Source organism: Ruminococcus sp. AF17-12, assembly GCF_003479245.1.
Taxonomy (GTDB): Bacteria; Bacillota; Clostridia; order Lachnospirales; family Lachnospiraceae; genus Blautia_A; species Blautia_A fusiformis.
This window is the reverse complement of the sequence record NZ_QUGY01000015.1, coordinates 41080-66357: the sequence shown is the minus strand read 5'-3', so window position 1 is coordinate 66357 and position 25278 is coordinate 41080. Positions and strand designations below refer to the sequence as shown.

Genomic DNA, 25278 nt, shown 5'->3' with positions numbered 1-25278 from the left:
CGAGGTTTTCTGTTCCCCGAGATTGTACGGGGGCCTCCCGGATAGCGGGAACCCCGACGGAAAGGAGGTTTTATGCAGGAAGAAGTAAACCAAAAAACGGTTGCCCTTTCAATCAGGACAACGAAGCTCACGGGAAAAGTGCTGGCTGCCGCTCTTGGCAAGGTGGTTCGGGCGCTGCAAAAGCACCACCGGAAGGCGCTGACCCCGCAGGGACGCCAGAGTGTAAAAAAGCTGATGAACCACTATGGCGGCAAAAGCGCCATGCCCTATGTGGGAGCCCCAAAGGATTTTGACCGGATCGCAAAGGAGTTCCATGTGGACTACGCTTTCCATAAAGTGAGCCCCGGTCATTACCTGCTGTTCTTCAAAGCCAATCAGGCGGACGCTATCACGGCGGCCTTCCAGAAGTACAGCGCAAAGGTGCTGAACAAAGAGCAGGACAAGGCTTCCATCCTCGGCCAGCTTCGGAAATTCACGGAGCAGATCAGGACGCAGGCAAAGGAAAAGCAGCGAACCAGAGAGGCGGTGAAGGACGGACGTTGAGTGACAAGATCAGAAAATATGTGCTCCCAAACCTGCCGTACCTCTTTGTGTTCTGGTTCTTCTCCAAAATCGGGACGGCCTACCGGATCGCCCCCGGCACAGACTTCGGGACAAAGCTCATGGGGATGCTCGATACCTTCCCCAAAGCCTTTGAAACCTACTGGCCGGGGCTGGGAGGTATTGACCTGCTGGTGGGCCTTGCCGGTGCGGCTGGGGTGTATCTGCTGATACAGTCAAAGATCAGGCAGGCGAAAAAATTCCGGCGGGATGCGGAGTACGGCACCGCCCGCTTTGGAACAAAGGAAGATATAAAGCCATTTGTTGACCCTAAATTTCAGAACAATGTCATTCTGACCGGGACGGAGTTCCTTACCATGAACACCCGTCCGAAGATACCCGCCAATGCCCGGAACCTAAACGCCTGTGTCATCGGATCGTCCGGCTCGGGAAAGACAAGGTTCTGGTTGACCCCGCAGCTCCTTCAAGCCCATTCCTCGTATGTGGTGGTAGACCCGAAGGGCGGCACTCTCGACCAGTGCGGGCGGTTTCTGCAACGGGAGAAATACAGGGTGCGGGTGTTCAACAGTATCGACTTTTCAAAATCCATGCACTACAATCCGCTGGCCTATATCAAGACAGAAAGCGATGTTTTGAAATTTGTTACCGCCCTGATTGCCAACACCAAAGGCGACGGCAAGGAGGGCGACGAGTTCTGGACAAAAGCAGAAACCCTCTTGTACTGCGCCCTTGTGTCCTACATCGTCTTTGAGGGGCCGGAGGAAGAACGCAACATGAATACGCTGGTGGAAATGATAAACAGCATGGAAGTCCGGGAGGATGACGAAACCTTCAAAAACGCGGTGGACTATATGTTTGACGGGCTGGAACACCGCAGCCCCCAGCACTTCGCCGTGAGGCAGTATAAGAAATACAAGCTCGCCAGCGGCAAGACAGCCAAAAGCATTTTGATTTCCTGCGGTGCAAGACTGGCTCCCTTTGATATTCCCCAACTTCGGGAGATCATGTCTTATGACGAACTGGAGCTGGATAAGCTGGGGGATGAAAAATCAGCGCTGTTCTTTCTTATCAGCGACACGGACACCACCTACAACTTTTTGGTTGCCCTCGCTTTTTCGCAGATGTTCAACCTTCTGTGTGAACGGGCTGACAACACCTATGGCGGGCGTCTGCCCTATCATGTGCGGGTGCTGTGGGACGAGGCTGCCAACACCGGGCAGGTGCCGGGGCTGGAAAAGATTGTGGCCGTCATCCGCTCCCGTGAGATCAGCCTGACGCTTTTTTATCAGGCAATGAGCCAGTGCAAGGCATTGTACAAAGACCATTCCGAAACCATCATGGGCAACATGGACAGTATCGTATTCCTCGGAGGCCGGGAGGCTTCCACCCTAAAGGATATTTCGGAAAACTGGCTGGGCAAGGCCACCATCTCTATGCAGACCGAGGGCCGAAGCCGTGGACAGTCTGAAAGTTACAGCCAGAATATGCAGCGGCTTGGCCGGGAACTGATGACCACCAGCGAGATCACCACCATGCCCGGGGATAAATGTATCTTGCAGCTTAGGGGGCTCCCGCCCTTCCTGTCCCCGAAGTATGACTTGAAAAAGCACCCGAATTACAAGTACACAGCCGAATTTGATAAAAAGAAAAACGCCTTCCGCTTGGAAAGCCTGTTCCGCCACCGGCCATTGAGACTAAAGCCGGAGGACGAATACACGGTGTACGAAGTGGACGGCTCCGACACGGACGAAGAAGCTGACCTGTTGAATTTCGATGATCTGGACAGCGACGAGTTTGTGTAACTTCGGGCCATGATGACCCGAAGCGCCGCCGATGTGGGCGGCTTTTTTTGTACCCAAAACCATCAAACAAACAAAATGGAGGAACGTATATGGAATTTTTCAATCAGGCAATCGACATTCTTAAAATTCTGGTCATGGCTCTTGGCGCCGGTCTGGCGGTGTGGGGCGTCATCAACCTTCTGGAAGGTTACGGGTCGGACAACCCTGCGGCAAAATCACAGGGCATTAAGCAGTTCATGGCTAATTAAAGGGAACAAAAAGAAAGGAAAAGCCAATCCAGACGGTATCAGCGGCAGGCTACAAGAATAAATTGTGATTTCACAAGATTGGTGCTATAATAAGAGAAAAGTTCCTGCCGGGGCAGCCGCTCCGGTGGTATGGATAGAAAGGCAGGAAAACAATATGCACATCAGCTATAAACCACTCTGGCACACACTGTTAGAGCGTGATATGAGAAAAGAGGATTTAAGGCTTGCCGCTGGTATGACAACAAATATGATTGCCAACATGAGCAAAGAGGGAAAGCACATCAGCATGGATACATTAGCCCGTATCTGCGAAACGCTGAATTGTGAGATTACCGATGTGATTGAGTTAGTACCAGACGAGCCTGCTTCCACAGGAGGTAAGGAACATGAGCGAATTGAAACCAAGAATAAAAGAAAACGGAATTGATTATATCCTTGTTGGAGATTACTACATCCCGGACTTGAAGTTGCCGGAGGAACACCGCCCCATCGGAAAGTACGGACGGATGCACCGGGAATATTTAAGAGAAGTCTGCCCAGCCAGATTACACACATTGACCCTGACCGGGGAATTGTGGACATATCTTGCAGACCTGAACGAACAGGCACAGAAACGGTTAGACACCATCATGGAGCAGATGAAAGCTGCCGAGGGCGTGACCGAGGAATTGAAGCGTACCCGTCAAATGGAATGGGTGCAGCGTTGCAATAACATTCACAACCGGGCAGAAGAAATTGTTTTACATGAGATGATTTATTCATAACGGTATGGTAGAATGATTATTACAAATTAGAAGTTGTAAAGGAGACTTTGTATGGGTAGAAAAGAAATAACAACAAAAGAAGATTTAATGAAAGTAATAGAATTATTCGAAAATACTGGAATTACATACTGGTTGGATGGCGGATGGGGTGTAGATATTTTAGCTGGTAAACAAACAAGAATTCATAGAGATATAGATATAAATTTTGATGCTCAACATACGGAAAAATTGTTAAATGTGCTTTTGAATCTGGGCTATAAAATTGATACAGACTGGAAACCGGTTAGAATAGAGTTATATAGTGATGAACTTGGTTACTTAGACATTCACCCGTTCGTTTTAAGTGAGGACGGAACTTCAAAACAAGCTGATTTAGAGGGTGGCTGGTATGAGTTTGAAAAAGATTACTTTGGTAGTGCTTTTTTTGAAGGAAAAACAATTCCTTGTATATCCTTAAAAGGCCAAAGAGTTTTCCATTCAGGTTATGAATTAAGAGATAAAGATAAGCATGATATTTCAATTCTTGAAAGTTTATCAAAATAACATTGCTGTAATTTCTAAGATAAATTCCACTTTATCGCTTTGAAATTTTAACTGAATAAGTATAGCACCAACCGCTGCTACATGGAAGCAAACACAACCATGCAACAGCGGTTTTTCTTTACCGTTTTTTCCTTTGACTGATAGGAGTTCCTGTTTTCTTTGATTTTTGTAGAATCCGAATGAGCCAGCGAAATTCTTCGTCTGACAGATTTTTATAGTTGATGCCGAGCTGCTTGCAGTAAAGGACAACCAGCTTTTCATCCCGACTGCCCTTGAAATTTTCAACCGCTTCCAAATTTTCTTTCAATTCATCGGCAACGGTGGTCTGGGGCGCACTCTCGCTGTCCTTTTTGTGGGCTTCCCGAATATCCCGGATAATGAGATTGAGGTCATCAAGAACCATGTGGCTGAAATATTCATCATCGCTGATATGGGCGGCTTGCAGCACTTTCAAATGCGGGTCGTCTTCGCCGGGGCGATACCGTTCAATGATTTCATGCCGGACAGTATCGACAAGGGCGTTGAGGTTTTGAATCTGCATGGTGGCAATCCCATCTACATAAATCTCAATGTCCGCAAGAAACTTGATAAAGTCCTTATGAGTGGCAAGCTCACAGAGCAGACGGTTGTTAATCCGACCGCCTTTCAGAAGTGCCACCATCTCATCATTCAAATGCAGCTCTGTTAGTGGCGTGTTGATCTGCTCCCGGTTCTCTGTCCGGCACAGCAGATAATCAACGGAAACCCCATAGAAGTCTGCCAGCGTGATAAGGTTGCCATGATTGATTTCCTTATAATCCTCTTTTTCATAACTGCCAAGAGCTGATTTGGAAATGCCCGTCAGCTCTGATAATTCTTCCAGATTTAAGCCTTTGTCCTTGCGGAGTTCCCAAAGGCGTTCCTGTATGCTTGTCGCTCCTTTCATGGGCGCACGCTCCTTTCCGGCGGTTTCATTACTGCCGCTTAACTGGATTATATCATACTTTCCGCAATCGTGGAAATTTCTGATTTTTACCCTTAATTCCTACTTTGTGGACATACGGCACAGGGCACAAAAATGTTCTATGATACAGGTAGTTCATCGATGGATTATTCCAATCGAATGACCAGCCTGTGTGGGATATGCTTCCCCGGCGATGTAGCGCCATGACTTTTGGCAGGGATATGGAGGAACCCTGACCGAAACGAGCGTACCAAAGGGAGCAATACGCCGCTGTGAGATTCAGGGGAGGAACGACACCGGGGAGAACTGGCGAACTGATACCGAAATGATACCGAAACACGACAATCTGATAGGGGGATAGTCTACCCTATTGCTGATACTTCTGGAGATTTTAGACGGCTCTATGACCGTAATTTTGCCGAAAATCGCCCCGAAACTATACACTAAAACGGGAGGAAACGCAATATGCCGAGAATGAGCAAAAAGAGGAAGCATGAGCTTTCTTTTTACCTCAATGACCGGGGGCGTGTCACTTACAACGAATTATGCCGGAAATGCAAGCATGGGTGCAAGCAGAGCTTCCGGGCGGTTGTGGTTGACTGCCCCCGTTATTTATCCAAAAGAGCAAAGAAAAAGGAGGAACACACCGAATGAATTTTGAATTTATGACGATAGGCACACCGTTGCCGCCCTGTATGCCCTTTCCCAGAGCGTTGACAGGATTTCCAGTCAGCAGCACCGCAAAGGTCATGTACTGCCGGATGTTGGACGCTATGCTATCCAACGGACAGGAGGACGAGAACGGAATCCTGTTTATCTGCTTCCCTGTCACAGCCATTGCCGCAGTCCTGTCCCGCAGCCCCATGACGGTCAAGCGTTCTCTGAATGAACTGGAAACCGCCGGACTGATCATGCGAGTGCGTCAGGGCGTTGGAGAACCAAACAGGATTTATGTGCTGATACCGGGAAAGGAGGACGCTGCCCTTGCCTGATACCTCAAAGCTGGAAAAGCTCAACCGAGAGTTGGAAAAGAGTGAAAAGAAACTGCGGAAAGCCATCAATGATGAAAAGGCATTGCAGCACCAGCTAAAGCAGCTTACCCGAAAAGAACGGACACACCGGCTCTGTACTCGTGGCGGTATGCTGGAAAGTTTTCTGCAAGAGCCGGAACGCCTGACAGATGATGATGTCATGCTGTTGTTGACACTCATTTTTCACAGGCAGGACACGCAGGAACTATTGAAGAAACTGCTGGAACGTGAGAAGCCGGAAACCCCTTAGTTTACTAAGGGCGCAATTATACACCACCCAAAGGTTGGTGCATTGCGTTCTCCGAAGGCTCCTTGCCGGAGGGCTGTGATTTTTCGCAGTCATGGTCTGCTCCAAATCATACAGGGGACGCTACGCTTCCCCTGCGCTGGCTACCGCCAGCTACCCTTTTGTGGACTTGTCATCTGGGGACACCTTGCGTTGCAAGCTGTTCCCAGCCGACAAGTTTCATAAAATATGCTATCTTTTCGATAGGCAATAAAGTATAATAAAGTCAGCAATAAATCGGAATTTTACGGTCAGTAAGGAATGCGTAAAGTTATATGATTGTATTATAAGCGATTTGTTAAATTTTTATAACCACTTGTATTTGCCTGCGATTTATGGTATAATATTTTGAAATTTAGAAAGAGGTGGGAAGATGATTAACTTTTCTTGCAAATAAAATCAAAATATGCGGTAGTGCTATACTTTGGCATTATTGTGTCTATTGCAAGAAAGTTATATGTCTATCTTACTCAATATAGTGCTGTTGCCACTTTTGCTTAGTGGTGTTATTTTATGCTATGACGAGCTGCAAGGATAAACTTTCTTGTGGCTCTTATTTTGTTTTGGAGGTGCTTTATGAATAGTGCAGAACAGATAGTTACACATGATTCACTCCGTATAGTGTCGGTTCCTTTTGGTGAAATCTATACGTAGTAAACATTCACCGAACCGACTTTGTATCGTATGACATGCAAAGGAGGATAATATTTATGTCAATGATTAAAATTGAAAACCTTACGTTTTCATATCCGACAAGTTATGATAATGTTTTTGAAAATGTCAGTTTCCAGGTTGATACCGATTGGAAGCTTGGTTTTGTGGGCAGAAACGGACGAGGTAAAACAACCTTTCTGAATCTTCTGCTTGGGAAATATGAGTATAGTGGAAAAATCCTATCATCCGTACAGTTTGATTATTTTCCTTATCCCGTTTCAGATAATACAGAATCAGCAGATGTGTAAACGATCATATGACCGGTAGCGATTTCTTCCTCAGCCAGTTCATCCAGGATCTCTGTTCCGCTGGAGCTCTTGTTTCCAATTACTTTATGTCCCGTTCTCTTCTCAAGCTCATCGATCAGCTCTTTTGGAAATCCGGTCTCTGTAAAAGTCTTAAACGGTTTTGTGATGTGAAGCCCCATCATTTCCCAGTGTCCTGTCATAGTATCTTTTCCGGTACTGGCTTCTTTTAAAAATGTATAATAACCCATTGGTCGCTCCACTGCTGCAACCTGTTTCAACGGATGAAGATTTGCAATTCCAAGCTTCTGAAGGTTTGGAATCGTAAATTCATCTACATTCTGGGAAATATGTCCCATAGTATCTGTTCCTTCATCCCCGTACTGGGCTGCGTCCGGCATTTCTCCTGCCCCAAAGGAGTCTATTACAATAGTAAATATTCTCTTATATTTCTTCATAATTTTTGTCTCCTTTCTGCTGTCTTACTTATGGATCTTACATATTTACAACAACTTTTGTTACTAATTCCTTGAAGGATTTCGCTACGCGGTCTGCTGTTTCCTGCACTTCTTTATGGTTAAGCTCTTTTTGGGAAATTCCTGCTGCCATATTTGTGATGCAGGAAATTCCACAGATTTCCATTCCCATGTGTCGGGCAGCCATAGCTTCGCATGCGGTGCTCATTCCAACTGCATCTCCACCCCATCTCTGTGCAAGTCTTACTTCTGCAGGAGTCTCATAATTCGGTCCTGTAAACTGTACATAAACACCCTCCTGAAGTTTGATGTCACATTCTTTTGCACATTTGCGGATCACATCCTGAAGACGGCGGCTGTATACCTCACTCATATCCGGAAATCTGGTTCCCAGCTCATCCATGTTCGGTCCTATCAGAGGGCTTGGAACTCCCGTTGTAATGTGATCTGTGATCATCATGAAATCTCCCGGTTTATAGGAAGGATTAGCTCCTCCTGCTGCATTAGTGAGAAGGATTTTTTTCGCACCGAGCATTCCCATAAGACGCGTTGGAAGAACAACATCTGACATTGCGTATCCTTCATAATAATGAACACGTCCCTGCATGATTACAACCGGTGTTTTCTCCACATACCCAAACACAAAACGTCCCTTATGTCCTTTTACAGTAGAAACCGGAAATCCCTCGATGTCCGTATAGTCGATGGTCTGTTCAATCTGAATTCCATCTGCAAAATCTCCAAGTCCGGATCCAAGGATCAGTGCAACTTCTGGTTTGAAATCAATTTTCTTTCTTACGCTTTCCAGGCATGTCATTAATTTTTTATACATGATTACTTCTTCCTTTCTTTTGGGTATTGTCATTATATTTATGCTTTTTTCATAAAGGCAATTCCTCTGCAATGGTCTTTCCAATGCCCTGAGCGCCTCCCGTCACAATCACTACCTTATTGTTAAACTCCATATAAAATCCTCCCCAAAAATCCGCTTTCTATTTCTGTTGCCACAACATTGTGTATTCTTTTTCACCAGTAGCATCATCGAATCCTTCGCACTGAATATCGAACCCTTCTCTTTGGTAAAAAGAGATGGCTCTGGCATTCTTCTGGTATACGTTTAATCGCAATCTAACTTTTTTATTCTTGATATACTCTAATAAAAGTTTACCTATACCACATGACTGCATTTCATCAGAAACAAAAATACCTTCCATGTATTCGTTACTTAATCCGACAAACCCCTGAATCATTTTATCATCTTCATACACATAGACTTCCGCTTGTGACATCATTTCTTTCACTAATTCATAATTACTTGTCCAATATTGCTCAGGAATAAAATAATGCGCTTTTAAATTGGTCTTTAACCATATGTCAGCAACTCTATCAATATCTATGTTCTGCATCTTTCTGATCATAACGATTATCCTCCATCAGCTTTGATTTCTCTTTAACAAAGAAACTTTATCATCCAAATATCTAATCGATCTTTGAGCTACCACTGATTTATCTTCCATTTTTTACTCTTTCTGCAAATTATCAGATACATTTTACGGGGTTTCCCATGGAAACGTAGGTTCCTTTTTTACTCTTTTGGGTTTCTCTTTCGGCGATATTCTTTTCTTTTTCCCTTTATCAAGGAACGAATATCTGGCGCATTTTTTCTTTTTAGGTGAAAAAAGATCATAAACATCGGTGTACAAGGGGTACAAACGAGATAAAATAGAAATGAGGGTCGATAGAGTGGAAGTATCAGATTTTCCACTCTATCTGAACACGGTCGCTGGTGGCCTTGATCGTAGAGATCAAACCATCGGCGGCTTTTCTTTTGTCGTCAAAATCTATGCTGTCCCAGTTGTCGAGATAATAGGACAACTTCTTTATCTGCTGGGGCGATATGGTTTCAACACTCAATTCAGCGATTGCCTTTGAAATAGTCTGGCGTCGGGTGTCCAGTTCTTCAATTTTTTTGTTAGCGTAGGCAAGCAAGGTCGCATTGGCTCCGGTCAGCGTATCCAGCAGCTTTTCAATTTCTGCCTCCACCTGTGCCAGTTCCACTTGATAGGCTGTCAGTTTCGGATTGACTTTTTCCTCCCTGCCGTGGAGTATCTGAAAGTCTTTGAATTTCTCCTGCATGGCCGAGAAAATGAATTGCTCAAATTCTTCTTTGCGGATTTTCCCGCAGCCCGGACAGCCTTTATTTTCCGTCCGTTTGGTACAGCGGAAATACCCGGTGCTGTTTGGTACATGGGTGGCTTTCAGCGCATACCCACAATGACCGCATTTGATTTTTCCGGCCAGCCAAGTGTTCTTCGGTTTCCGTCCCTGTTGGAAGGTGGTATTTGCCATAAGTTTTTTCCGGCATTTCAGCCATGTGTCAGAGGAAATGAGTGCTTCATGGGGAGCGATAACAAGTATCTGGTCTTTTAAGCACCTGTCCTTGTCCTCCTTCACATCCCGCCCCTGATAGAGATAGCAGCCGTTTGTTCCGGCAAAGTCAGAAGCGTCATTGACAATCGCTGCGCCCTGGCTCTTGAAAAATTCGTACAGCTCCAAATCGGCCTGTGCGTAAACCGGGTTTCTTAAAAGCTGGGAAAGAAATGTACGGAACATGGATTTGCCATAAATTTTTATGTCATGTTCCTCGAAGTATCGGGTAATATCTCCGAAGGAGGTTTCCGGTTCAGCGTACATTTCAAACATCAGCCGAACATGGTCGGCGGCTACGGGGTCGGCAACCATTTTCTTTGTGCGGATACCCTCTACCACAGTAGGCTCTAACTGATAACCGTATGGCGCCTGTCCGCTCATGTGAAAGCCTTTCAGGCACCGTGAATAGTAGGCGTCTGTGACACGCTTCTGAATTGTCTCACGTTCAAGCTGGGCGAATACAATGCAGATATTCAGCATGGCCCGGCCCATCGGTGTCGAAGTATCAAACTTTTCCGTGGAGGATACAAACTCCACATCGTACTCTTGAAACAGCTCCATCATCGTTGCAAAGTCCAGAATAGAGCGGCTTATACGGTCCAGCTTGTACACGATGACCCGCCGAACCTTTCCCTTGCGGATCTCGCCCAGCAGCTTTTGAAACTCCGGCCTGTCCGTGTTCTTACCGGAATAGCCTTTGTCCTTGAATACCCGGCAGCTCCCACCTTTCAATTCATACTTGCAAAAGTCGATCTGACTTTCAATGCTGATACTGTCCTTGCGGTCTACTGACTGTCTTGCGTAAATACAATCTTCTCTGATAAATTCCATATTGGGCTCCTTTCCTTGTTGGAATGGAGCTACCAACCTTACAACTATATTATACCATCAGCAGCCCCGGACAACAATGTTGCGAATGATTAGGGAAATCTGTCTCCATATTTGCTGAACACCTCGTAAAGACAACGCTCAATTTCTTTTCTGCGCTGTTCTTTCTCCTTCGGGGGAAGTACCGGCGTGAGGCTTTCCAGCACAATGATCTTCCCTTGAAATGCGACAGACTTTGTTTCTCGTTCATAAGTGACAGCTTGCGTCATTGAAAACCTCCTTTGCGAAAGTGCGTGTATATGCCAGCCTTTCCCACTTGTCCCGTGGGGAAATGTCAAAAGACGGCACCCGGCAGGTGCCGCCCTTTGAGTTTTCTCCACTTCGGGTCGATGTGGCCCGAGGTCAGTAAGGACTGGAATGGTACTTTTCTTTGGCGTCCTCCACGCTGTTGAGGTCAAATACTTCATAAAGCTGCCCCACAACACGCCGTATATCCTTCTTTGAAAATCCGCAGTTCTCCATTGCCATAATGACATAACCACGGCAAGCGTCATTGCTCCATTCGTCCGGTTCCAAGCCGGGGATCATTCCAAACGCATTTCCCATAAAGTGCTCCTTTTTTGAAAAGATGGGGAGCCGCGCCGGATCGGTTGGCCTATCATCAGACAGCATTGCCGGGGGCTCCCCATAGGTTTTCACTTCATTTCAGACACACCGGACGGACATAGGCTTCATGCCCCATAGTATTTCAACTCTCCCCATTCTGATGGCAAGGCGTTCTCATTGCCTGCGACGGCTCACGGCTTGCAAGGCCGCTTCAACGCTCGGACTGTGACTAAACGCAAGTATCCGGGGCCTGCACCTGTTCCGGTGGAGCCAGCCTTGCCCCACCTATGGCATGGACCTGTTCGCTCGCTCAGTTTTACAAAGACTGTATTCTCTGAAATCCGAGGTCATGGCGGGTCTGTCACACAGCGCGTTCCCCTTCGTATCCGGGTGTCTTTTTATTCAATTTTCAATCTGCATGAGGCTTGTCTGAACCTCGGGCCATTGTGACCCGAAGTGTTTTACCTCTCATAAGCCATTTCATTTTCCGGCCTAAATCGGTACGCCTTACAAAGAAATTTTCAAAATTTTTTCTAAGCGCCGCAGACCTCGCTCGATTGCGACACGAACCACTTTTTCATGGACGCCCTCTGCCCGGGCAATGTCCTGTTTGGTCATGCCGAGAATGAAATGAGCATAAATCCGTTTTGCCTGTTTGTCCGGCAGACTGGCAATCGCTGCGTGAAGTTCCTGCATGGTAACTTTTCGCTCGTACAGCTCATCTGCTTAATGTTAAATACCTTCGCCCAGCGTTCATATCCCGGTCCCTTACCGGCAGCCAGTTTAACTTGAATATCCACTGCCAGACTGATTTTCCGCTCCGAATGTCCGGGGCGTTTTTCTTTACCCTCAATGGCGACCAGAACATCTTGCAAGTCGTAGCCGTCCCCCAGTGTGGAGGCGCGCAGACGGGTAAAGCGTTCCTGTCCCTGCCCGGTCAGTCGGAAGCTGATACCGCCGCCCCGAACCGTCTTGACCTCATATCCGGCCCGCTTCATCAGATTGAGAAATTCGTCCAGATCAGCGGGGCGTTCCGCCAGTGCAGTATCAATGGCGAGGCGCAGCCTGTCCTGATAGGAAAGCGGCCCTTTCCGGTCTTTCTGCCATTCTCCATAATTCCGATACTTACCCTTGCTCCGGGGCTTCGGGTTCTCCACGATGGACAGCCCGTTTTCAAGGCACAGCCTGTCAGAGAGCCGCCGAAGGGCGAAGCTGGAGCCCCAAAAATTTCGGAATTTCCGGGTGCAGTCAAGGGTGGTGGAGTTGTAATAAATGTGACAATGGATGTGCTGCTTATCGGTGTGCGTGGTAACGATAAAAGCGTGCCGCCCCTTCGTCCAGCGCATAGCCAGCTCATAGCCGATACGGTTCGCCTCCTTCGGGGTGATCTCGCCCGGATAGAAGGATTGTCGTATCTGATAGCACAGCACATCATTTTCTTTTTTCTGTTCCCGGCCCGTCATAGCGGCATAGCTGGCCTTTGCCAAAAGGAACTCGTCCGCCACGGTGGCCGGATCACATTCATAAGCGGAGATATACTTTCCGCTTTCTGTTTTTTCCGGGTCCTTGCCATAGTCCAGACAATCCCGGATTGCCTCAGCAATCGTTTCGCCTTCGCCCGCATGGCGCTGCAACAAAGTTGTGGTAGCCAGAAATCATCCCTCCTTTCCATGAGAAAGGGGCGGCCCATTCAGACCGCCCCGACTTCGGGCCAGTATGGCCCGAGGCTGCTTAACTTGCCAGAAACCGGTACAGAGCGGATTTGCCTCCGTCCAGTGCCCAAAGAAGGGAGCCCGCCGCCGCTTGCAGTCCATACGGCGAAAGAAGGAAGGCAAGAAACAGAAATACAATCCCTCCTATGGGCGTCGGCGTGAAAAAGAGAGCGACACCCAGCACCGCCAGGATCACAGAGGCAATCGTCAACAGGACGGCACAAATATCAAACAGGAACACCAGCAGAGCCGCCAGAAGGGACAACGCTAAAGCAAATGGAGCAACCAACATTTTCAGCAGTATCTTCATCTTCAAAACCTCCTTTATCTATCCTTCCTACCTCTATTTTATCATGCCTGCCCGGGGACATAAATGTTGCGAAAGATTAGTAAATCCTGTCCCAAAGGTATGAAAAAAGCAGGACACTTTTTATGTCCTGCCGTCGTCCCATATTGATAACATCAATCTCATTAACCATAAACTAAAATTCATGTTAGTTTAACAAACCGGAAGTTTTCTCGCATTCTACGCAAACAAATTCTTCATCTTCAATTATATATTCCTTTATCGCCTTAGCAAGCTCATTTGGATTATCAAGATTAACCTCATGCTTAGAATTATTGATGGTTATGAATTTAGCTCTCGGTAATCTTTCTGTAAGCTTCACAGCAACCGTTTTATTTACATTATCTTTTTCCCCACAAAGAACAAGAACAGGACAAAAAATCTTTTCAATATCTTTAGTAAAGTCCATATTGACCATTGAATTTGTGAGTGTAATAAAATCATTTTTTGTTAATCCAATATTTTGAAATTGACTTTTAGGCATGAATTTGAACACTAAATTCTGTACTCTGAGTAAAAATTTAGGCATATCATACTGGGGTGCAATCAGTACAAGTGACATTACTCTTTGTGGAAAGTCAATAGCATAATTCAATGCAAGAACTGCACCAAGAGAAAGACCACACAGATTTAGTGGATCAGAAAATTTATTACAGTAATCACAAAAAGCAGAATATATTTTATCGTAATAGCAGTTTCCTTTTGTAAAAAAATCACTTAATTCCAAACAGACTGTTTCAATATTGTCAGGTAAAAACGATATTGTTTTATCCCAGCTAGACGCATTTTGTCCCATTCCATGTAAAAATATATATTTCATTTAACACCTCTAACTTCTCATTTTCTTTAGTCTATCTCAAAATTTTATGTTAGTCAATCTTCGGGTCATGCTGGCCCGAAGTGGTAAAAAAAGAACAGGGCGGCAAGCCCCGCAACGGAAGCCTGCCGCCCTCGTCTTACTTTGCCACCAGCTCGGAGAGCTCCCGCAGCACCTTTGACACCTCGCCCCACAGCTTTTCATAGTCCCGCTTCAATCCGTCGATTTCCTCCGGGTACACGCCATAGGTGTGTGCGTGTACGGCGACCTGATTGAGATTGTTGGAACAGCGCCGTTGCAGAGAGATCAGTTCTTTTACGGGCGCAAGGTCGATGTGCAGGATATACCCGTTCAGAGCCATTTTCCGTACATAAGCCCCGGCGTTGGAAATGCCCGCCTCGGCCATCCGTTCATGGATGGCTGCCAGCTCGTCCGGCGTTACCATGACGTGCAGATGGACATTCCGCTTGCGGTTCTCCATCAGCGTTCCAGCTCCCGGCCTTTCCGGCGCTCTTTTGGCTCCTTTACCTTATCCAGCGGTTTTGCGTCCAGTTCCGGGGGCGTGGGCGGGATGGGCGTGTTGTTGGGTACGCCGTCGATCATGTTGCAGTTCAGCTCCGTGGAGAGCTCGGCGGTTTTCAGATAGTTGTCTTTTTCGTGCATGGCGATCCTCCTTTATCGTTCCTCATGGTTTTTATGGTTCCGCTTCTGGCCGGGCTCCTTCGGGGGTTCCTGTCCTCTGGTTCCGTCTTTGAGCCGGGCGGTAATGGATGGGCGCACCCGGTCAGGATTGCCCGGTGCTGGTTTCAGCTCGTAGTCCTCCATCTGTTTTTCGGTCAGCGGCTTTGCATAGGTCAGTTCGCCCCATGCCATCAGCCTGCCGTCTGCCACAGGACGCCGCCTGTCATCGTCGTAGTTGACAATAGAAAGGGGCTGGTTATCCGGCGGCTTCGGGTAAGTTCCTATGTCCACGGGCCGCTGGGTGGAATAATAGCGGTAAACGCCCTCCGGTCCCAGCTCGGTATGCCTGACCGCCGCATGGTAAAGCTGCTGATAGTCGTCCACCCGGCGGTCAAAGTCCCGCTGCGCCCACGCCTGGCTGTTTCCATAGCGGCCCCAGTAGTAATCCCGATGGCCGTTTTCCCCCTCGGTAAACTGCCAGGTCACAAAGGGGCTCGGCGCTCCCGGATTATGCCCCAGCGCAAAGCCGTGTCCGGTTTCAAAGGCGGCAGCTTTCAAAATCACATATCCTTGTACGATCTCCAAGAGATTCCTCCTTTCTGTGCCTCGGGCCAACATGACCCGAAGTGCTGGATGTTACGAAATAAGAGGGTAGACCGGGGAGGAATGTAATAAGATATTCCCACCCCGGAAACACCCTCAAAAAAGCCCGGAATGTCAAGCCTTTGGAGGCGGCAAATCGTAACAGCCGCCCGGCCTTTTCTCCCGCATTTTCCTCATGCGTTCCCGGCTTTTCCGGCGGTTCCCTTCGGCCTTGCAGGCGTCGGAGCAGTAGGCTTGACGCCCCTCGGGCAAAAACACCTTTCCGCAGACCGCACAGGCTCGCAGCTCCGGGGAGATGCCTTCCGTTGTCAACGACGCTTGAAGCTCCGGGTTAAGAGGCAGGACAGCCTCACGGAAATAACGGCAGTACGCCCCTGTCCAGCACTTGTGCAGCATATAGCAGGCACAGTCAAGAGGAAGGCACAGGCCGCTTTCCCGGTCATAGTTGGCACACATCCCCGTGACAAGAGAACGGATTTTCTTCTTCTCGTCACGGGTCAGCTCCCGGGCGTCCATTTAAGACTTCGGGCCACGATGGCCCGAAGGGCGGGGCTCCACGATCAGCGCCCGGAACTTCTTCCGGCACTGTTTTTTCTTTCCTTTGCACTCCTTGTAGTAACGGCATCCCTTACAAGGGTCGTCATTGTCCCAGCCGGGGTGCGGTACTTCCTTCATCATTCGTTCAAAAGGGCTGCTTGTAAAATTCATTCTCATTCCTCCGTATCTTCCTCCCACGGCGGGGTATCTTCGTCCTCGGGTTCCTCTGCGATCTCCTCCAGCTCCCCGTCCTCATATTCGCAGTAATCATCCTCCAAATCCGGGGCCTCATGCTTCGGCTTGTAAATCTTGAAATAGTAACCAATTCCACCGCCGGCCAGCACCACCGTACCGATCAGGAGCAGAGAGAGAAGGGGGCTGTCCTTTTTCTCCGGCTCGGGTTCCGGTACTTCCTCCACCGGTTCGGTGGGCTTTGGCTCTGGCTCCGGGGTCACTTCTTTGGGCGGTTCCTTACCCTGTTCGGCAAGAGGCAGAAGGTCGTCTGTGGTAACGGTATTGAGGAAATAGACGTTCTCGCTGGTTTTCTGTTTGTCGATCACCAGATAAAACACGCTCTCGTCTGCTGTGGTAATGGTGTAAAACTCTTTACCGTCCTCGTCGGTGGCGTTGTCCACCACGGTTCCCGTCCCGTCCGGGGTAAAGGGGTTCTGTGTTTCCGGCTCCGCTTCGGTTTCCGCCGGGGCGGGAGCTGTCTCCGGCTGCGGCTCGCTGCTCTGGGCGTAGGCCGGGACCGTAAAGATCAGGCAACACAAAAGGCTGGCAGCCATCGCCGCCAGCCTGCGGTATTTAGTTTTTTTCATGGGCTGTGTCCTCCTTTTCGGGTGCCTCCGGCTTCGGGTCAGTATGGTCCGAAGCGGTAAGGCTGTTTTTGGGGTCATTCAGAAATGCCATCAGCTGGGCGGGCGTCAGTTTAAGGGAGCGCACCGCCTGCACGATCTGGCTGTTTTCTTCCTCCTGTTTCTGCTTTTCCAGCTCCCGGATTTTGGCCTGCCACTCGGCAGCCTTCTCCCGGGCTTTTTCCAGTTCCTTATCGAGCTTGTCGATCTTGTTCATGCAAGGACTCCTTTCCTCTGGCTCACAAACGCCCGAAGGCATAGAAATGTGTCTGCCAGTAGCTTGAATTGATGTTTGCGTATTGGATGGGCGAACCACAATGGAGCATCATCCCGTCGCCCACATAAATCCCCACATGGGACACAGGGCCGGGGCTGTCATAGGTTCCCGTGAAAAAGATAATGTCGCCGGGCTTTGCCTCGGAGGGGGAAATGATAGCGCACTGGTTATAAATGCCCTGTGCCGTGGTACGGGGCAGGTTGTGGACGCCGCTGGCCGTGTACACCCAGCAGACAAAGCCCGAACAGTCAAAGGAGGTGGACGGGCTGGAGCCGCCCCACACATAGGGCCAGCCGATGTACTTTGTGGCTTCTTCCATGAGCGCCGCAAAAGCCGGGTCATCCAGCGCCTCGCCGGGTATCTCATAGCTGGGGCCGGTATCTTCGCCGCCGTTGTAAATCCCCTCCCACAGATAGGGCTTGTTGCCTTTGAGCTGCTGCATAACGGTGTATATCTGCCTCTGCTGTTCGTCAAGCCTCGGCAGGATCACGGCGGGCAGCGTCTTGTTTGTGAGGGTCACATTTAAGATGTAATACTCATAGGGGACTTCCTCGGTGGTGGTTTCCCCGGTCTCCGGGTCGGTGCTGGTTTCGGTGCGGTAGCGTATCTCGACTTCCTCCGTCAAGGTCAGCTCATACTGTGCCTCGAAGATCTCCCGCAGCTCGTCCTGCACCTGTTCACGGAAATAGACATGGTACTTTGCCGAGAGATAGGACGCCAGCTCATAGGGGTTATGGCCGATCTCGTCCACGGAATAGCGGTACTCGTCATAGCCGGGATGGGTGCTTTCAATGTTCGCTACCGTCTGCGCCAGCTCGTTTTCCAGCGCCGTGTAGTCCTCGTCCACCCCCAGCAGGTCCGTATCCTCCGAGGCGTAGGAGGTGCCGGATAACGCATTGGCAAGGCCGCTGCCAAGCGTGGGAAAAATGGAACTTACCGCCGACACAAGAAAACAGAGCAGCAACAGCAGGAGCAGGATCAGCACCGCCACAGGATGACGGGTCACAAACTGTGCCGCCCGACGGGTCGCAGTTCCCGAAGCGGCAGCGGTTTTCTTTGCGGTCTTTGCGCCCTGTTTTGCAGCCGCCTTTGCTTCTTTGGAATACCGGCGTTTCAGTTTCCATTTCTGCTGCACACGGGAAAGCGGATTGCTGGCAAGCTCCGGGTGCTCGGAGGCCATCTTCTGAAAATCCATATTGGCCCGGGCTTTTATGTCCTTCCGTTCCCATTTTGCCACCTTCCGGGCCGGGTGCTCCCGCCAGCGGCGTTTGGCATACCGGGTCAGTTTCCGGGCTCCGGCCTCTGCGGCCAGCTCGGATTTATGGGCTCCTTCCACACCCACATTTTCATGCTCAACCTCGTGTATCTTGTTGTGGAGATAAAACCATGCCTCGGTGCGGGCTCCCCGGACAGCTTTCTTCGCAAGCCCCGGCGGCTTCTGCGCCGCCCGTTTCGCCTCGACCTTATCCAGCTTCTCCCGGGCCTTTCCCAGCTTTTCCCCGGCGCGCTCCGCTTTGGCCTGCGCCTTCTGGTACTTGTCCTTTTTACTCCCGGCCTTCTCGGCGGAGCCCTCCGGCTCCTGTGCCCTGCCGGTATCCTGCGGCCTGCTCGCTTCATCCTCCTGCCTCATGCGGTCAGAGGGACGGCTTTTGCGGCTGTCCTCTTGAAACTTGCCGCTTTTGGACTTCGGGCCATCATGGCCCGAAGGACTGTCCTGCCCGGCATCCTCGTCCTCAAACCGCAGACGTCGGGACGGTGCGGGGGAAGGTCCTTCCCGTTCTGCCGGTCCGGGGCGATTGTCCCCGGTATCCTCCGTCGGCCCCGGCCTTTGAAAATTCCGTTTGTCCGGTTTCTTTCCGATAATGTATCCCTCCTTTCCAAACCTCGGGCCATCATGGCCCGAAGTGTGTTACGCCCGGTTCATTTCCTGTTTTTTGTCCTCCGGGCGGGTGGTCATAATGGCGTACAGCTCGGTATTCTGCGGGAAGCGGTCAACAAACGGGATGGTGGTATTCCCGAAGAACAGCAGCCCTTCGCCGGAATTGGTATGGGTCACATAGGAAAGCTGGTGGGGGCTGATCCCAAGCTGTTTGGCTAAAATCTGCCGGTCCCCCTGTGCCTGCGAGAGCAGCACAAGGAAGTCCGAGTTTTCAAAGATGTTCTCGATCTCCGGGCTTGCCAGAAAATCCTTTACATTCTGCGTTAAAGCACTCGGAACGCACCCTTTTTTTCGCAGCATTTTCCAGATCGCCACACAATAGCTTGCCGTCAGACGGTCACGGAGCAGCACATGAAATTCGTCAAAGTAACACCATGTGGCGATACCGCGGAGGAAATTCATGGACACCTGCGAGTTTACCAAGTCCTGCATAATGAGCATGGCAATCGTCCGAAGCCCGGCCCCCAGCTTTTTTAAGTCAAGGCATACCAGACGGCGGTTTAAGTCCACATTGGTTTCATGGTTGAACACGTTAAGGGAGCCCGACACATAAATTTCAAGGGCCGTCGCCAGCCGCACCGCCTCGCCCTCCGGCTGGGAACAGAGCAGGTCATACAGGGTTTGGAGGGTCGGCATTTTGCTTGTTTCCGGGTCCTGCAAGTGTTCCCGGTACATCTGGCGCACACAGCGGTCAATGACGGTACGCTCCACCGGCTGCAAGCCGTCCTTGCCGCCGACGATCAGCTCCATCAGCGACAGGATAAAGTCGGCTTTCAGTGCCATCGGGTTTTCCTCGTCAAAGCTCAAATCAATGTCCATCGGATTGATGTGGTGGGGGCTGTCCGGTGCGATCTCGATGACCTGTCCGCCCAGCCGCCTGATAAGGGGCGAGTATTCGCCCATCGGGTCCACCACGATAATGCGGTCTTTTGTGGCAAGGAACACGTTCACAAGCTCCCGCTTTGCGGCGAAGGATTTACCGGAGCCCGGCACACCGAGGAACAGGCCGTTGGGGTTTTTGAGCTTTTTCCGGTTTGCCATGATGACGTTATGGGAAAGGGCGTTGAGCCCGTAATAGACGGCTTCGCCATCCATGCGGAGCTCCTGCGTCATAAAGGGAACGAAAATGGCCGTGGAGCTGGTGGTCATGCCGCGCTTGCAGATTTGCGGAAACGAGGAGACTTTCGGACTGGATGAACTGTATCGCTGCTGTGAGATCGCCCGTGATATCACCATGAGGGATGAGTGGAAAGTCGGACGTGTTATTGCAAGACCTTACCTTGGCAAGAAAAAAGGTGAGTTCAAACGTACCAGCAACCGCCATGATTATGCACTGAAGCCTTACGGAAAAACTGCGCTTAATGCATTGAAGGATGCAGGTTATGATGTGATCTCCGTTGGAAAGATTTTTGATATTTTTGACGGCGAGGGACTGACAGAGTCCAATAAGTCAAAAAGCTCTGTTCATGGAATGGAGCAGACAATTGACATTGCGAAAAGAGAGTTTGAGGGGCTTTGTTTTGTAAATCTTGTAGATTTCGATGCTCTTTGGGGACATCGACGCAATGTAAAGGGATATGCAGAGGAACTTGAAAGATTTGATGTAAAACTTGGTGAACTTCTTGATGAGCTTCGTGAGGATGACCTTCTGATCATTACAGCTGACCACGGAAATGATCCGACGCATACAGGAACTGATCACACAAGAGAAAAAGTACCATTTTTTGCTTATTCTCCATCTATGGAGGGATACGGAAAACTGGAAGATCAGAATACTTTTGCAGTAATCGGTGCAACGATCGCAGATAATTTTGAAGTTAAGATGCCGGAGGGAACAATTGGAAGTTCTCTTCTGGATGAACTGAAGTAAAAGGAAGGTAAAATGGATAAAAAAGATATATTAAAAAAGGTGGATCACACATTACTTGGACAGACTGCAACATGGGATGATATTCGAGGAATCCTGGATGATATCAAAACTTCTACCGGATTTTCTACAGCGGGAGCAACTTTTGCAGATGTAGAGCTGATGAAGAAATATATTGGAAAAGATGTAAAAGTTAAGGCAGCAGGTGGAATTTCATCCTTCGATGATGCAGAAAAATTTATCAGTCTTGGCGCAGAGCGTCTTGGAACAAGCCGTCTTATTAAGATCCTGAAAAATACGGACACTGGTGCAGGATATTAACACTGTGAAAGAGGACTGTCAAAGACAGGATTATACATAAATTATGAACTAACAACAAGTAATAGAATTTGTAAAAGTATCATTTCACATTTTTCTACCAGCTGTGGATAAAGGATGGACGGAATCTAAAAAATACGATAAAATCTGCATTAGAAATGCTGTTGTCGTGAAATTTACAAACGCTCGAAAAAGGAAAAATAAACATGGCAAAGAAAGATTTGCTATCCGGTACCGGCGTTAATTTATATAGGTGATATTATGAAAATTACTTACATTAACCACAGTGGATTTTTGGTTGAGACCAGAGACTGCTACTATATTTTTGATTATTACAAGGGTGAATTACCGAATCTTGACAAGGAGAAAGAAGTGATCGTTTTTTGCAGTCACTTCCATAAGGATCATTTTAACCCACAAATTTTTGGGATCCTTGATGATATGGGAATGACTTATCAGGCAATCCTGGCGAATGATATACGAAAAAGGAATCATTTGTCGGATATGAAGATCACATATGTTTATCATGATCAAGCTTATAGTTTGGATAATGAAACCAAAGTTGACACATTGCTATCTAACGATAGTGGTGTTGCATTTATTGTCAAAACAAAGGAAGGTACCATTTATCATGCCGGTGATTTAAACGACTGGTATTGGGATGGTGGGTCGAAAGCTGATAACCAGAGACTTACTTCAGCATATCGCGCGGCGATCAGGAAAATCAAGGGTATGCATTTTGACGCTGCATTTGTTCCCTTGGATCCGAGACAGGGAGATCACTATGCTGACGGGATCCTGTATTTCCTTAAAAATGTAGATTGCAATGTCATTTTTCCAATGCATTACTGGAATGATGCCAATGTAATTAAGCGGTTTATTACTGAATATCCGCAATATAAGTCACGCATTAGAAACACAGAATGTACAAAAGGAGAAGAAATTTCATCGTAGACCCAGATGGCTACTGGCTTGAGATTCTGCCGTAAAGCGGATGTATGTTGGTGATCTTTTATGGATCAGAGCATTTTATTTTGTGGTCATTTGTGATGAAGTATGAGAGAAGGAGACGGGCATGGAGCACTTACGTTGTGTAGTTGAAAGAATTACATATCAGAATGCCGACAATGGCTACACGGTTCTGAAATGTGCGGTGAAGAATTACAGTGATCTTGTCACAGTAGTTGGCACGATGCCGGATACCCATGTTGGTTCTGTGCTGTCTCTGGAAGGTATGTGGAAGATGGATGCCAAATATGGGCGGCAGTTTTTGGTGGAGAAATTTGAGGAGACACTTCCTGCTACAGTATATGGAATCGAAAAATATCTTGGTTCCGGTCTGGTGAAGGGCGTTGGTCCAAAGTTTGCAAAAAGAATTGTGGAAAAATTCGGGAAGGATACACTGGATGTTATTGAAGAGACACCAGATGAACTGCTCAAAGTATCAGGTATAGGAAAAGTACGTGTAGACCGGATCAAAACAAGCTGGCAGGAGCAAAAAGAGATCAAGAATATCATGCTTTTTCTGCAGAGTCATGAGGTCAGCACCTCTCATGCGACAAAGATTTTCAAGACGTATGGAAGTGAGAGCATTGCGATCGTAAAGGAGAACCCATACCGGCTTGCAGATGACATCTGGGGAATTGGATTTAAGACAGCGGATTCCATTGCACAGAAGATGGGGATTGACAAAGGCAAATTTGTCCGTCTGCGCAGTGGTATTTTTTATACATTGAATAAGCTGGCAGAAGCAGGTCATTGTTATACAACAAGAGAACAGCTGACTGGAAGGGCAAAGGAACTTCTGGAAGTGGAAGAACCGGAGCTGGAGATCACCTTGGATGAGATGATCCGCACGAATGATGTGATCAGAGATGAAGCAGAAGATCGGGAAGCAATCTATCTGCCCCCATATTATTTTTCAGAAAGTGGCTGTGCAAAGAGGCTGCTTCGGTTGATGTCCTGTGGAAAGAAGAAATCTGAGGATACGGAAGAAATATTGAAGAAAGTAGCAGCTTCATCAGAAATTACTTATGACGAGATTCAGTGGCAGGCGGTAAAGACAGCAGTTTCTTCTAAGGTCATGGTGCTGACCGGTGGACCTGGAACCGGAAAGACTACAACAACTCTGGGAATTATTTCTGCATATAAGCAGGCTGGATGTCAGATCATTCTTGCTGCACCGACTGGAAGAGCAGCAAAGAGAATGTCAGAAGCAACTGGAATGGAAGCAAAAACGATTCACCGGTTATTGGAATATAAACCTCCGGAAGGCTATCAGAAAAATGAAGAACATCCGCTGGAAGGAGATGTGCTGATACTGGATGAATGTTCCATGATCGATATTATGCTGATGTATAATCTTTTAAAAGCATTGCCGCAGCAGATGTCTCTGATTCTGGTAGGCGACATTGATCAGCTGCCAAGTGTCGGAGCGGGCAATGTTCTCAGAGATATTATTGATTCCGGATGTGTTCCTGTAGTTCGTCTGACACGGATTTTCCGTCAGGCACAGGGAAGTCGGATCATCATGAATGCACACCGGATCAATAAAGGGGAAGGCATTGATATGAGAGGCGGAAAAGATGCCGACTTTTTCTTTGCCACCAAAGAGAGTAATCAGGAAGTGGTGGATACTATCGTCCAATATTGTAAGACGAACCTGCCGAGATACTATCATGTAGATCCACTGCAGGATATTCAGGTGCTGACTCCGATGCAGAGAGGCGAATGTGGGGCAGTAAATCTGAACCAGGTGCTGCAGGAAGCCATGAATCCGTCAAAAATCTTTCTGCGGAGAGGCGGCACACAGTACCGGCTGAAGGATAAGGTGATGCAGATCCGGAATGATTACGATAAGGAAGTATTCAACGGAGATATTGGTACTATCACAAAAGTTGACGTGGAAGAACGAGAACTGACAGTTCTGTTTGATGAACGGGAAGTAGTCTATGATGTGACAGAGCTGGACGAACTGGCGCTTGCCTATGCAGTAACGATCCACAAATCCCAGGGAAGCGAATATCCAATCGTTGTCATGCCATTTACCATGAGTCATTTTGTCATGCTGCAGAGAAATCTCCTTTATACGGGTGTGACCAGGGCGAAAAAGATCCTGGTACTTGTCGGAGAGAAGAAAGCTGTGTATTATGCGATAAAAAATGAAACGACAACTGGCAGAAATACATGTCTGGCAAGACGTCTGCAGCTGGACAGCAAAGAAGCACAGGAAGTGAAGGCACAGCTTTTGAAAGAAGCAGTAGACGAGACCGCAAATGAGAACGGAAGCGACAGTAAGAAGATGATCGTCTATAAGGGCAGCATCCAGCCTTCTATGGTATGTGAGACACCGGCAGTTTATGAGGGAAATCTTTGGAAACGCCTGTCGCAGTCAAAGTTCAGAAGCAGTTTTTCCCTGAAGGCAAACGATCGGAGTTATGTATCAGAAAAGGGAATGGAGAAAGTACGTGAGCATGCCTGCGATTTTATCAGAAAGCGTCTTGCACCGTCAGAAATACCAAATGATGGAAAACAGACACCGATGAGAGGGCATCCGGTTTTTGTAGCCCAGCATGCCACAGCTACCTGTTGCAGGGGATGTCTGGAAAAATGGCATCGTATTCCGAAAGGACGGGAATTGACAGAAGCGGAGCAGGAATATATTGTAAATGTGATCATGGAATGGATCGGTCGGGAAATTCATTGAGAGAATGTCTCGGCTTTGGGGTCTGATTTCTATAGCCGTAATCCTTTAATATCTTTAATACGTGATAAGATTGTATTGCAGCTGCAGCTGATAACGCCGGGCAGTGTAGCAATAAGTGAAATTATGAAACCTGTGGAGGAA

Annotated in this window: 26 protein-coding genes and 9 pseudogenes; 14 read left to right on the top strand and 21 right to left on the bottom strand. The window is 48.1% G+C overall.

The features are described 5' to 3' along the window. Positions 1 to 72: 72 nt before the first annotated feature. The 6 genes and pseudogenes from DWW77_RS14795 (at position 73) to DWW77_RS14770 (ending at position 3918) form a co-directional block, all read left to right on the top strand. Positions 73 to 543 carry a PcfB family protein gene (locus DWW77_RS14795; protein ID WP_012741698.1) on the top strand — a complete coding sequence of 157 codons (471 nt, stop codon included), beginning with the start codon at positions 73 to 75 and terminating at the stop codon, positions 541 to 543. After that, positions 540 to 2363 (top strand): VirD4-like conjugal transfer protein, CD1115 family, encoded by a 1824-nt coding sequence (locus DWW77_RS14790; protein ID WP_118609002.1) that lies wholly within the window; start codon positions 540 to 542, stop codon positions 2361 to 2363. Before DWW77_RS14795 ends, DWW77_RS14790 begins: the two co-directional genes overlap by 4 nt. A gap of 89 nt (positions 2364 to 2452) precedes the next feature. Continuing rightward, positions 2453 to 2605, top strand: a pseudogene (locus DWW77_RS14785) (Maff2 family mobile element protein); the annotation flags it as partial. Between the two features lie 70 nt (positions 2606 to 2675). After that, entirely contained in the window at positions 2676 to 3038 is a 363-nt protein-coding gene (locus DWW77_RS14780) for a helix-turn-helix domain-containing protein (protein ID WP_007887891.1), read from the top strand. Next, positions 2998 to 3375 carry a TnpV protein gene (locus DWW77_RS14775; protein WP_002584333.1) on the top strand — a complete coding sequence of 126 codons (378 nt, stop codon included), beginning with the start codon at positions 2998 to 3000 and terminating at the stop codon, positions 3373 to 3375. The genes DWW77_RS14780 and DWW77_RS14775 overlap by 41 nt, the downstream gene beginning before the upstream one ends. 51 nt (positions 3376 to 3426) lie before the next feature. Further along, entirely contained in the window at positions 3427 to 3918 is a 492-nt protein-coding gene (locus DWW77_RS14770) for a nucleotidyltransferase domain-containing protein (protein WP_002584332.1), read from the top strand. A gap of 118 nt (positions 3919 to 4036) precedes the next feature. Here the strand turns inward: DWW77_RS14770 and DWW77_RS14765 are convergent, their stop codons facing one another. After that, positions 4037 to 4843: a helix-turn-helix domain-containing protein gene (locus DWW77_RS14765; RefSeq protein ID WP_002584331.1), complete on the bottom strand. Its 807-nt coding sequence runs from the start codon at positions 4841 to 4843 to the stop codon at positions 4037 to 4039. 483 nt (positions 4844 to 5326) lie between these two features. Here DWW77_RS14765 and DWW77_RS14755 point away from each other — a divergent pair, with 483 nt between their 5' ends. The 4 genes and pseudogenes from DWW77_RS14755 to DWW77_RS14740 form a co-directional block, all read left to right on the top strand. Continuing rightward, positions 5327 to 5515, top strand: a complete 189-nt coding sequence (locus DWW77_RS14755) for a hypothetical protein (protein WP_002584330.1) — start codon at positions 5327 to 5329, stop codon at positions 5513 to 5515. Next, positions 5512 to 5853, top strand: coding sequence for a replication initiator protein A (locus DWW77_RS14750; protein ID WP_002584329.1), 342 nt, complete (start codon positions 5512 to 5514; stop codon positions 5851 to 5853). Before DWW77_RS14755 ends, DWW77_RS14750 begins: the two co-directional genes overlap by 4 nt. After that, positions 5846 to 6142 (top strand): DUF3847 domain-containing protein, encoded by a 297-nt coding sequence (locus DWW77_RS14745; protein ID WP_002584328.1) that lies wholly within the window; start codon positions 5846 to 5848, stop codon positions 6140 to 6142. Before DWW77_RS14750 ends, DWW77_RS14745 begins: the two co-directional genes overlap by 8 nt. Before the next feature lie 746 nt (positions 6143 to 6888). Continuing rightward, positions 6889 to 7122 (top strand): annotated as a pseudogene (locus tag DWW77_RS14740) (ATP-binding cassette domain-containing protein); the annotation flags it as partial. Here the strand turns inward: DWW77_RS14740 and DWW77_RS14735 are convergent. The 19 genes and pseudogenes from DWW77_RS14735 to DWW77_RS14640 all read right to left on the bottom strand — a co-directional run. Further along, positions 7104 to 7595: pseudogene (locus DWW77_RS14735) on the bottom strand (phosphopentomutase); the annotation flags it as partial. The pseudogenes DWW77_RS14740 and DWW77_RS14735 overlap by 19 nt on opposite strands. Positions 7596 to 7632: 37 nt before the next feature. Then, positions 7633 to 8445 (bottom strand): purine-nucleoside phosphorylase, encoded by an 813-nt coding sequence (locus DWW77_RS14730; RefSeq protein WP_022427082.1) that lies wholly within the window; start codon positions 8443 to 8445, stop codon positions 7633 to 7635. Between the two features lie 160 nt (positions 8446 to 8605). Then, complete coding sequence (locus tag DWW77_RS14720; protein ID WP_092071130.1) at positions 8606 to 9031, bottom strand: GNAT family N-acetyltransferase; 426 nt, start codon at positions 9029 to 9031, stop codon at positions 8606 to 8608. 334 nt (positions 9032 to 9365) lie between these two features. Next, positions 9366 to 10874, bottom strand: a complete 1509-nt coding sequence (locus tag DWW77_RS14715) for a recombinase family protein (protein WP_005927564.1) — start codon at positions 10872 to 10874, stop codon at positions 9366 to 9368. 89 nt (positions 10875 to 10963) lie between these two features. Next, the gene (locus tag DWW77_RS18135; protein ID WP_182431228.1) at positions 10964 to 11140 is read right to left on the bottom strand and encodes a hypothetical protein; all 177 of its coding nucleotides are present in this window, start codon (positions 11138 to 11140) and stop codon (positions 10964 to 10966) included. A gap of 133 nt (positions 11141 to 11273) precedes the next feature. After that, on the bottom strand, positions 11274 to 11477 hold the full coding sequence (locus DWW77_RS14710; RefSeq protein WP_117506436.1) for a hypothetical protein: 204 nt from the start codon (positions 11475 to 11477) through the stop codon (positions 11274 to 11276). A 507-nt stretch (positions 11478 to 11984) separates the two neighbouring features. Beyond that, positions 11985 to 12197 (bottom strand): annotated as a pseudogene (locus DWW77_RS14705) (RNA polymerase sigma factor); the annotation flags it as partial. Between the two features lie 503 nt (positions 12198 to 12700). Next, positions 12701 to 13111 (bottom strand): annotated as a pseudogene (locus DWW77_RS18655) (relaxase/mobilization nuclease domain-containing protein); the annotation flags it as partial. 97 nt (positions 13112 to 13208) lie between these two features. Beyond that, on the bottom strand, positions 13209 to 13499 hold the full coding sequence (locus DWW77_RS14695; protein ID WP_117506417.1) for a CD1845 family protein: 291 nt from the start codon (positions 13497 to 13499) through the stop codon (positions 13209 to 13211). Positions 13500 to 13683: 184 nt separating this feature from the next. Then, positions 13684 to 14355, bottom strand: a complete 672-nt coding sequence (locus tag DWW77_RS14690; RefSeq protein WP_117506416.1) for an alpha/beta fold hydrolase — start codon at positions 14353 to 14355, stop codon at positions 13684 to 13686. A gap of 136 nt (positions 14356 to 14491) precedes the next feature. Next, positions 14492 to 14833: a plasmid mobilization protein gene (locus DWW77_RS14685; RefSeq protein ID WP_015553878.1), complete on the bottom strand. Its 342-nt coding sequence runs from the start codon at positions 14831 to 14833 to the stop codon at positions 14492 to 14494. After that, positions 14833 to 15015 carry a DUF4316 domain-containing protein gene (locus tag DWW77_RS14680; protein WP_117506423.1) on the bottom strand — a complete coding sequence of 61 codons (183 nt, stop codon included), beginning with the start codon at positions 15013 to 15015 and terminating at the stop codon, positions 14833 to 14835. The genes DWW77_RS14685 and DWW77_RS14680 overlap by 1 nt, the downstream gene beginning before the upstream one ends. A 12-nt stretch (positions 15016 to 15027) precedes the next feature. Continuing rightward, entirely contained in the window at positions 15028 to 15618 is a 591-nt protein-coding gene (locus DWW77_RS14675; RefSeq protein ID WP_270492417.1) for a defense against restriction DarA-related protein, read from the bottom strand. Between the two features lie 132 nt (positions 15619 to 15750). Next, entirely contained in the window at positions 15751 to 16092 is a 342-nt protein-coding gene (locus tag DWW77_RS14670) for a cysteine-rich VLP protein (RefSeq protein ID WP_502696235.1), read from the bottom strand. A 60-nt stretch (positions 16093 to 16152) separates the two neighbouring features. After that, positions 16153 to 16344 (bottom strand): hypothetical protein, encoded by a 192-nt coding sequence (locus DWW77_RS14665; protein WP_003500082.1) that lies wholly within the window; start codon positions 16342 to 16344, stop codon positions 16153 to 16155. A 2-nt stretch (positions 16345 to 16346) separates the two neighbouring features. Next, on the bottom strand, positions 16347 to 16994 hold the full coding sequence (locus DWW77_RS14660) for a DUF4366 domain-containing protein (RefSeq protein WP_055150056.1): 648 nt from the start codon (positions 16992 to 16994) through the stop codon (positions 16347 to 16349). After that, a complete protein-coding gene (locus DWW77_RS14655; protein WP_117506432.1) occupies positions 16981 to 17247 on the bottom strand; it encodes a DUF4315 family protein in 267 nt (88 codons plus the stop codon). The genes DWW77_RS14660 and DWW77_RS14655 overlap by 14 nt, the downstream gene beginning before the upstream one ends. Positions 17248 to 17269: 22 nt before the next feature. Next, positions 17270 to 18937: a C40 family peptidase gene (locus DWW77_RS14650; protein WP_117855351.1), complete on the bottom strand. Its 1668-nt coding sequence runs from the start codon at positions 18935 to 18937 to the stop codon at positions 17270 to 17272. A 279-nt stretch (positions 18938 to 19216) separates the two neighbouring features. After that, positions 19217 to 20404, bottom strand: a pseudogene (locus DWW77_RS14640) (VirB4-like conjugal transfer ATPase, CD1110 family); the annotation flags it as partial. Here DWW77_RS14640 and DWW77_RS14635 point away from each other — a divergent pair. The 4 genes and pseudogenes from DWW77_RS14635 to recD2 all read left to right on the top strand — a co-directional run. After that, positions 20403 to 21116, top strand: a pseudogene (locus DWW77_RS14635) (phosphopentomutase); the annotation flags it as partial. The pseudogenes DWW77_RS14640 and DWW77_RS14635 sit on opposite strands and share 2 nt — an antisense overlap. A 96-nt stretch (positions 21117 to 21212) precedes the next feature. Then, positions 21213 to 21434, top strand: a pseudogene (locus DWW77_RS14630) (deoxyribose-phosphate aldolase); the annotation flags it as partial. Between the two features lie 258 nt (positions 21435 to 21692). Beyond that, entirely contained in the window at positions 21693 to 22385 is a 693-nt protein-coding gene (locus DWW77_RS14625) for an MBL fold metallo-hydrolase (RefSeq protein ID WP_114002500.1), read from the top strand. Positions 22386 to 22506: 121 nt separating this feature from the next. Beyond that, complete coding sequence (gene recD2, locus DWW77_RS14620) at positions 22507 to 25137, top strand: SF1B family DNA helicase RecD2 (RefSeq protein ID WP_118608999.1); 2631 nt, start codon at positions 22507 to 22509, stop codon at positions 25135 to 25137. Positions 25138 to 25166: 29 nt separating this feature from the next. Here recD2 and DWW77_RS18370 read toward each other — a convergent pair. Further along, positions 25167 to 25250: pseudogene (locus DWW77_RS18370) on the bottom strand (AsnC family transcriptional regulator); the annotation flags it as partial. Between the last annotated feature and the right edge of the window lie 28 nt (positions 25251 to 25278).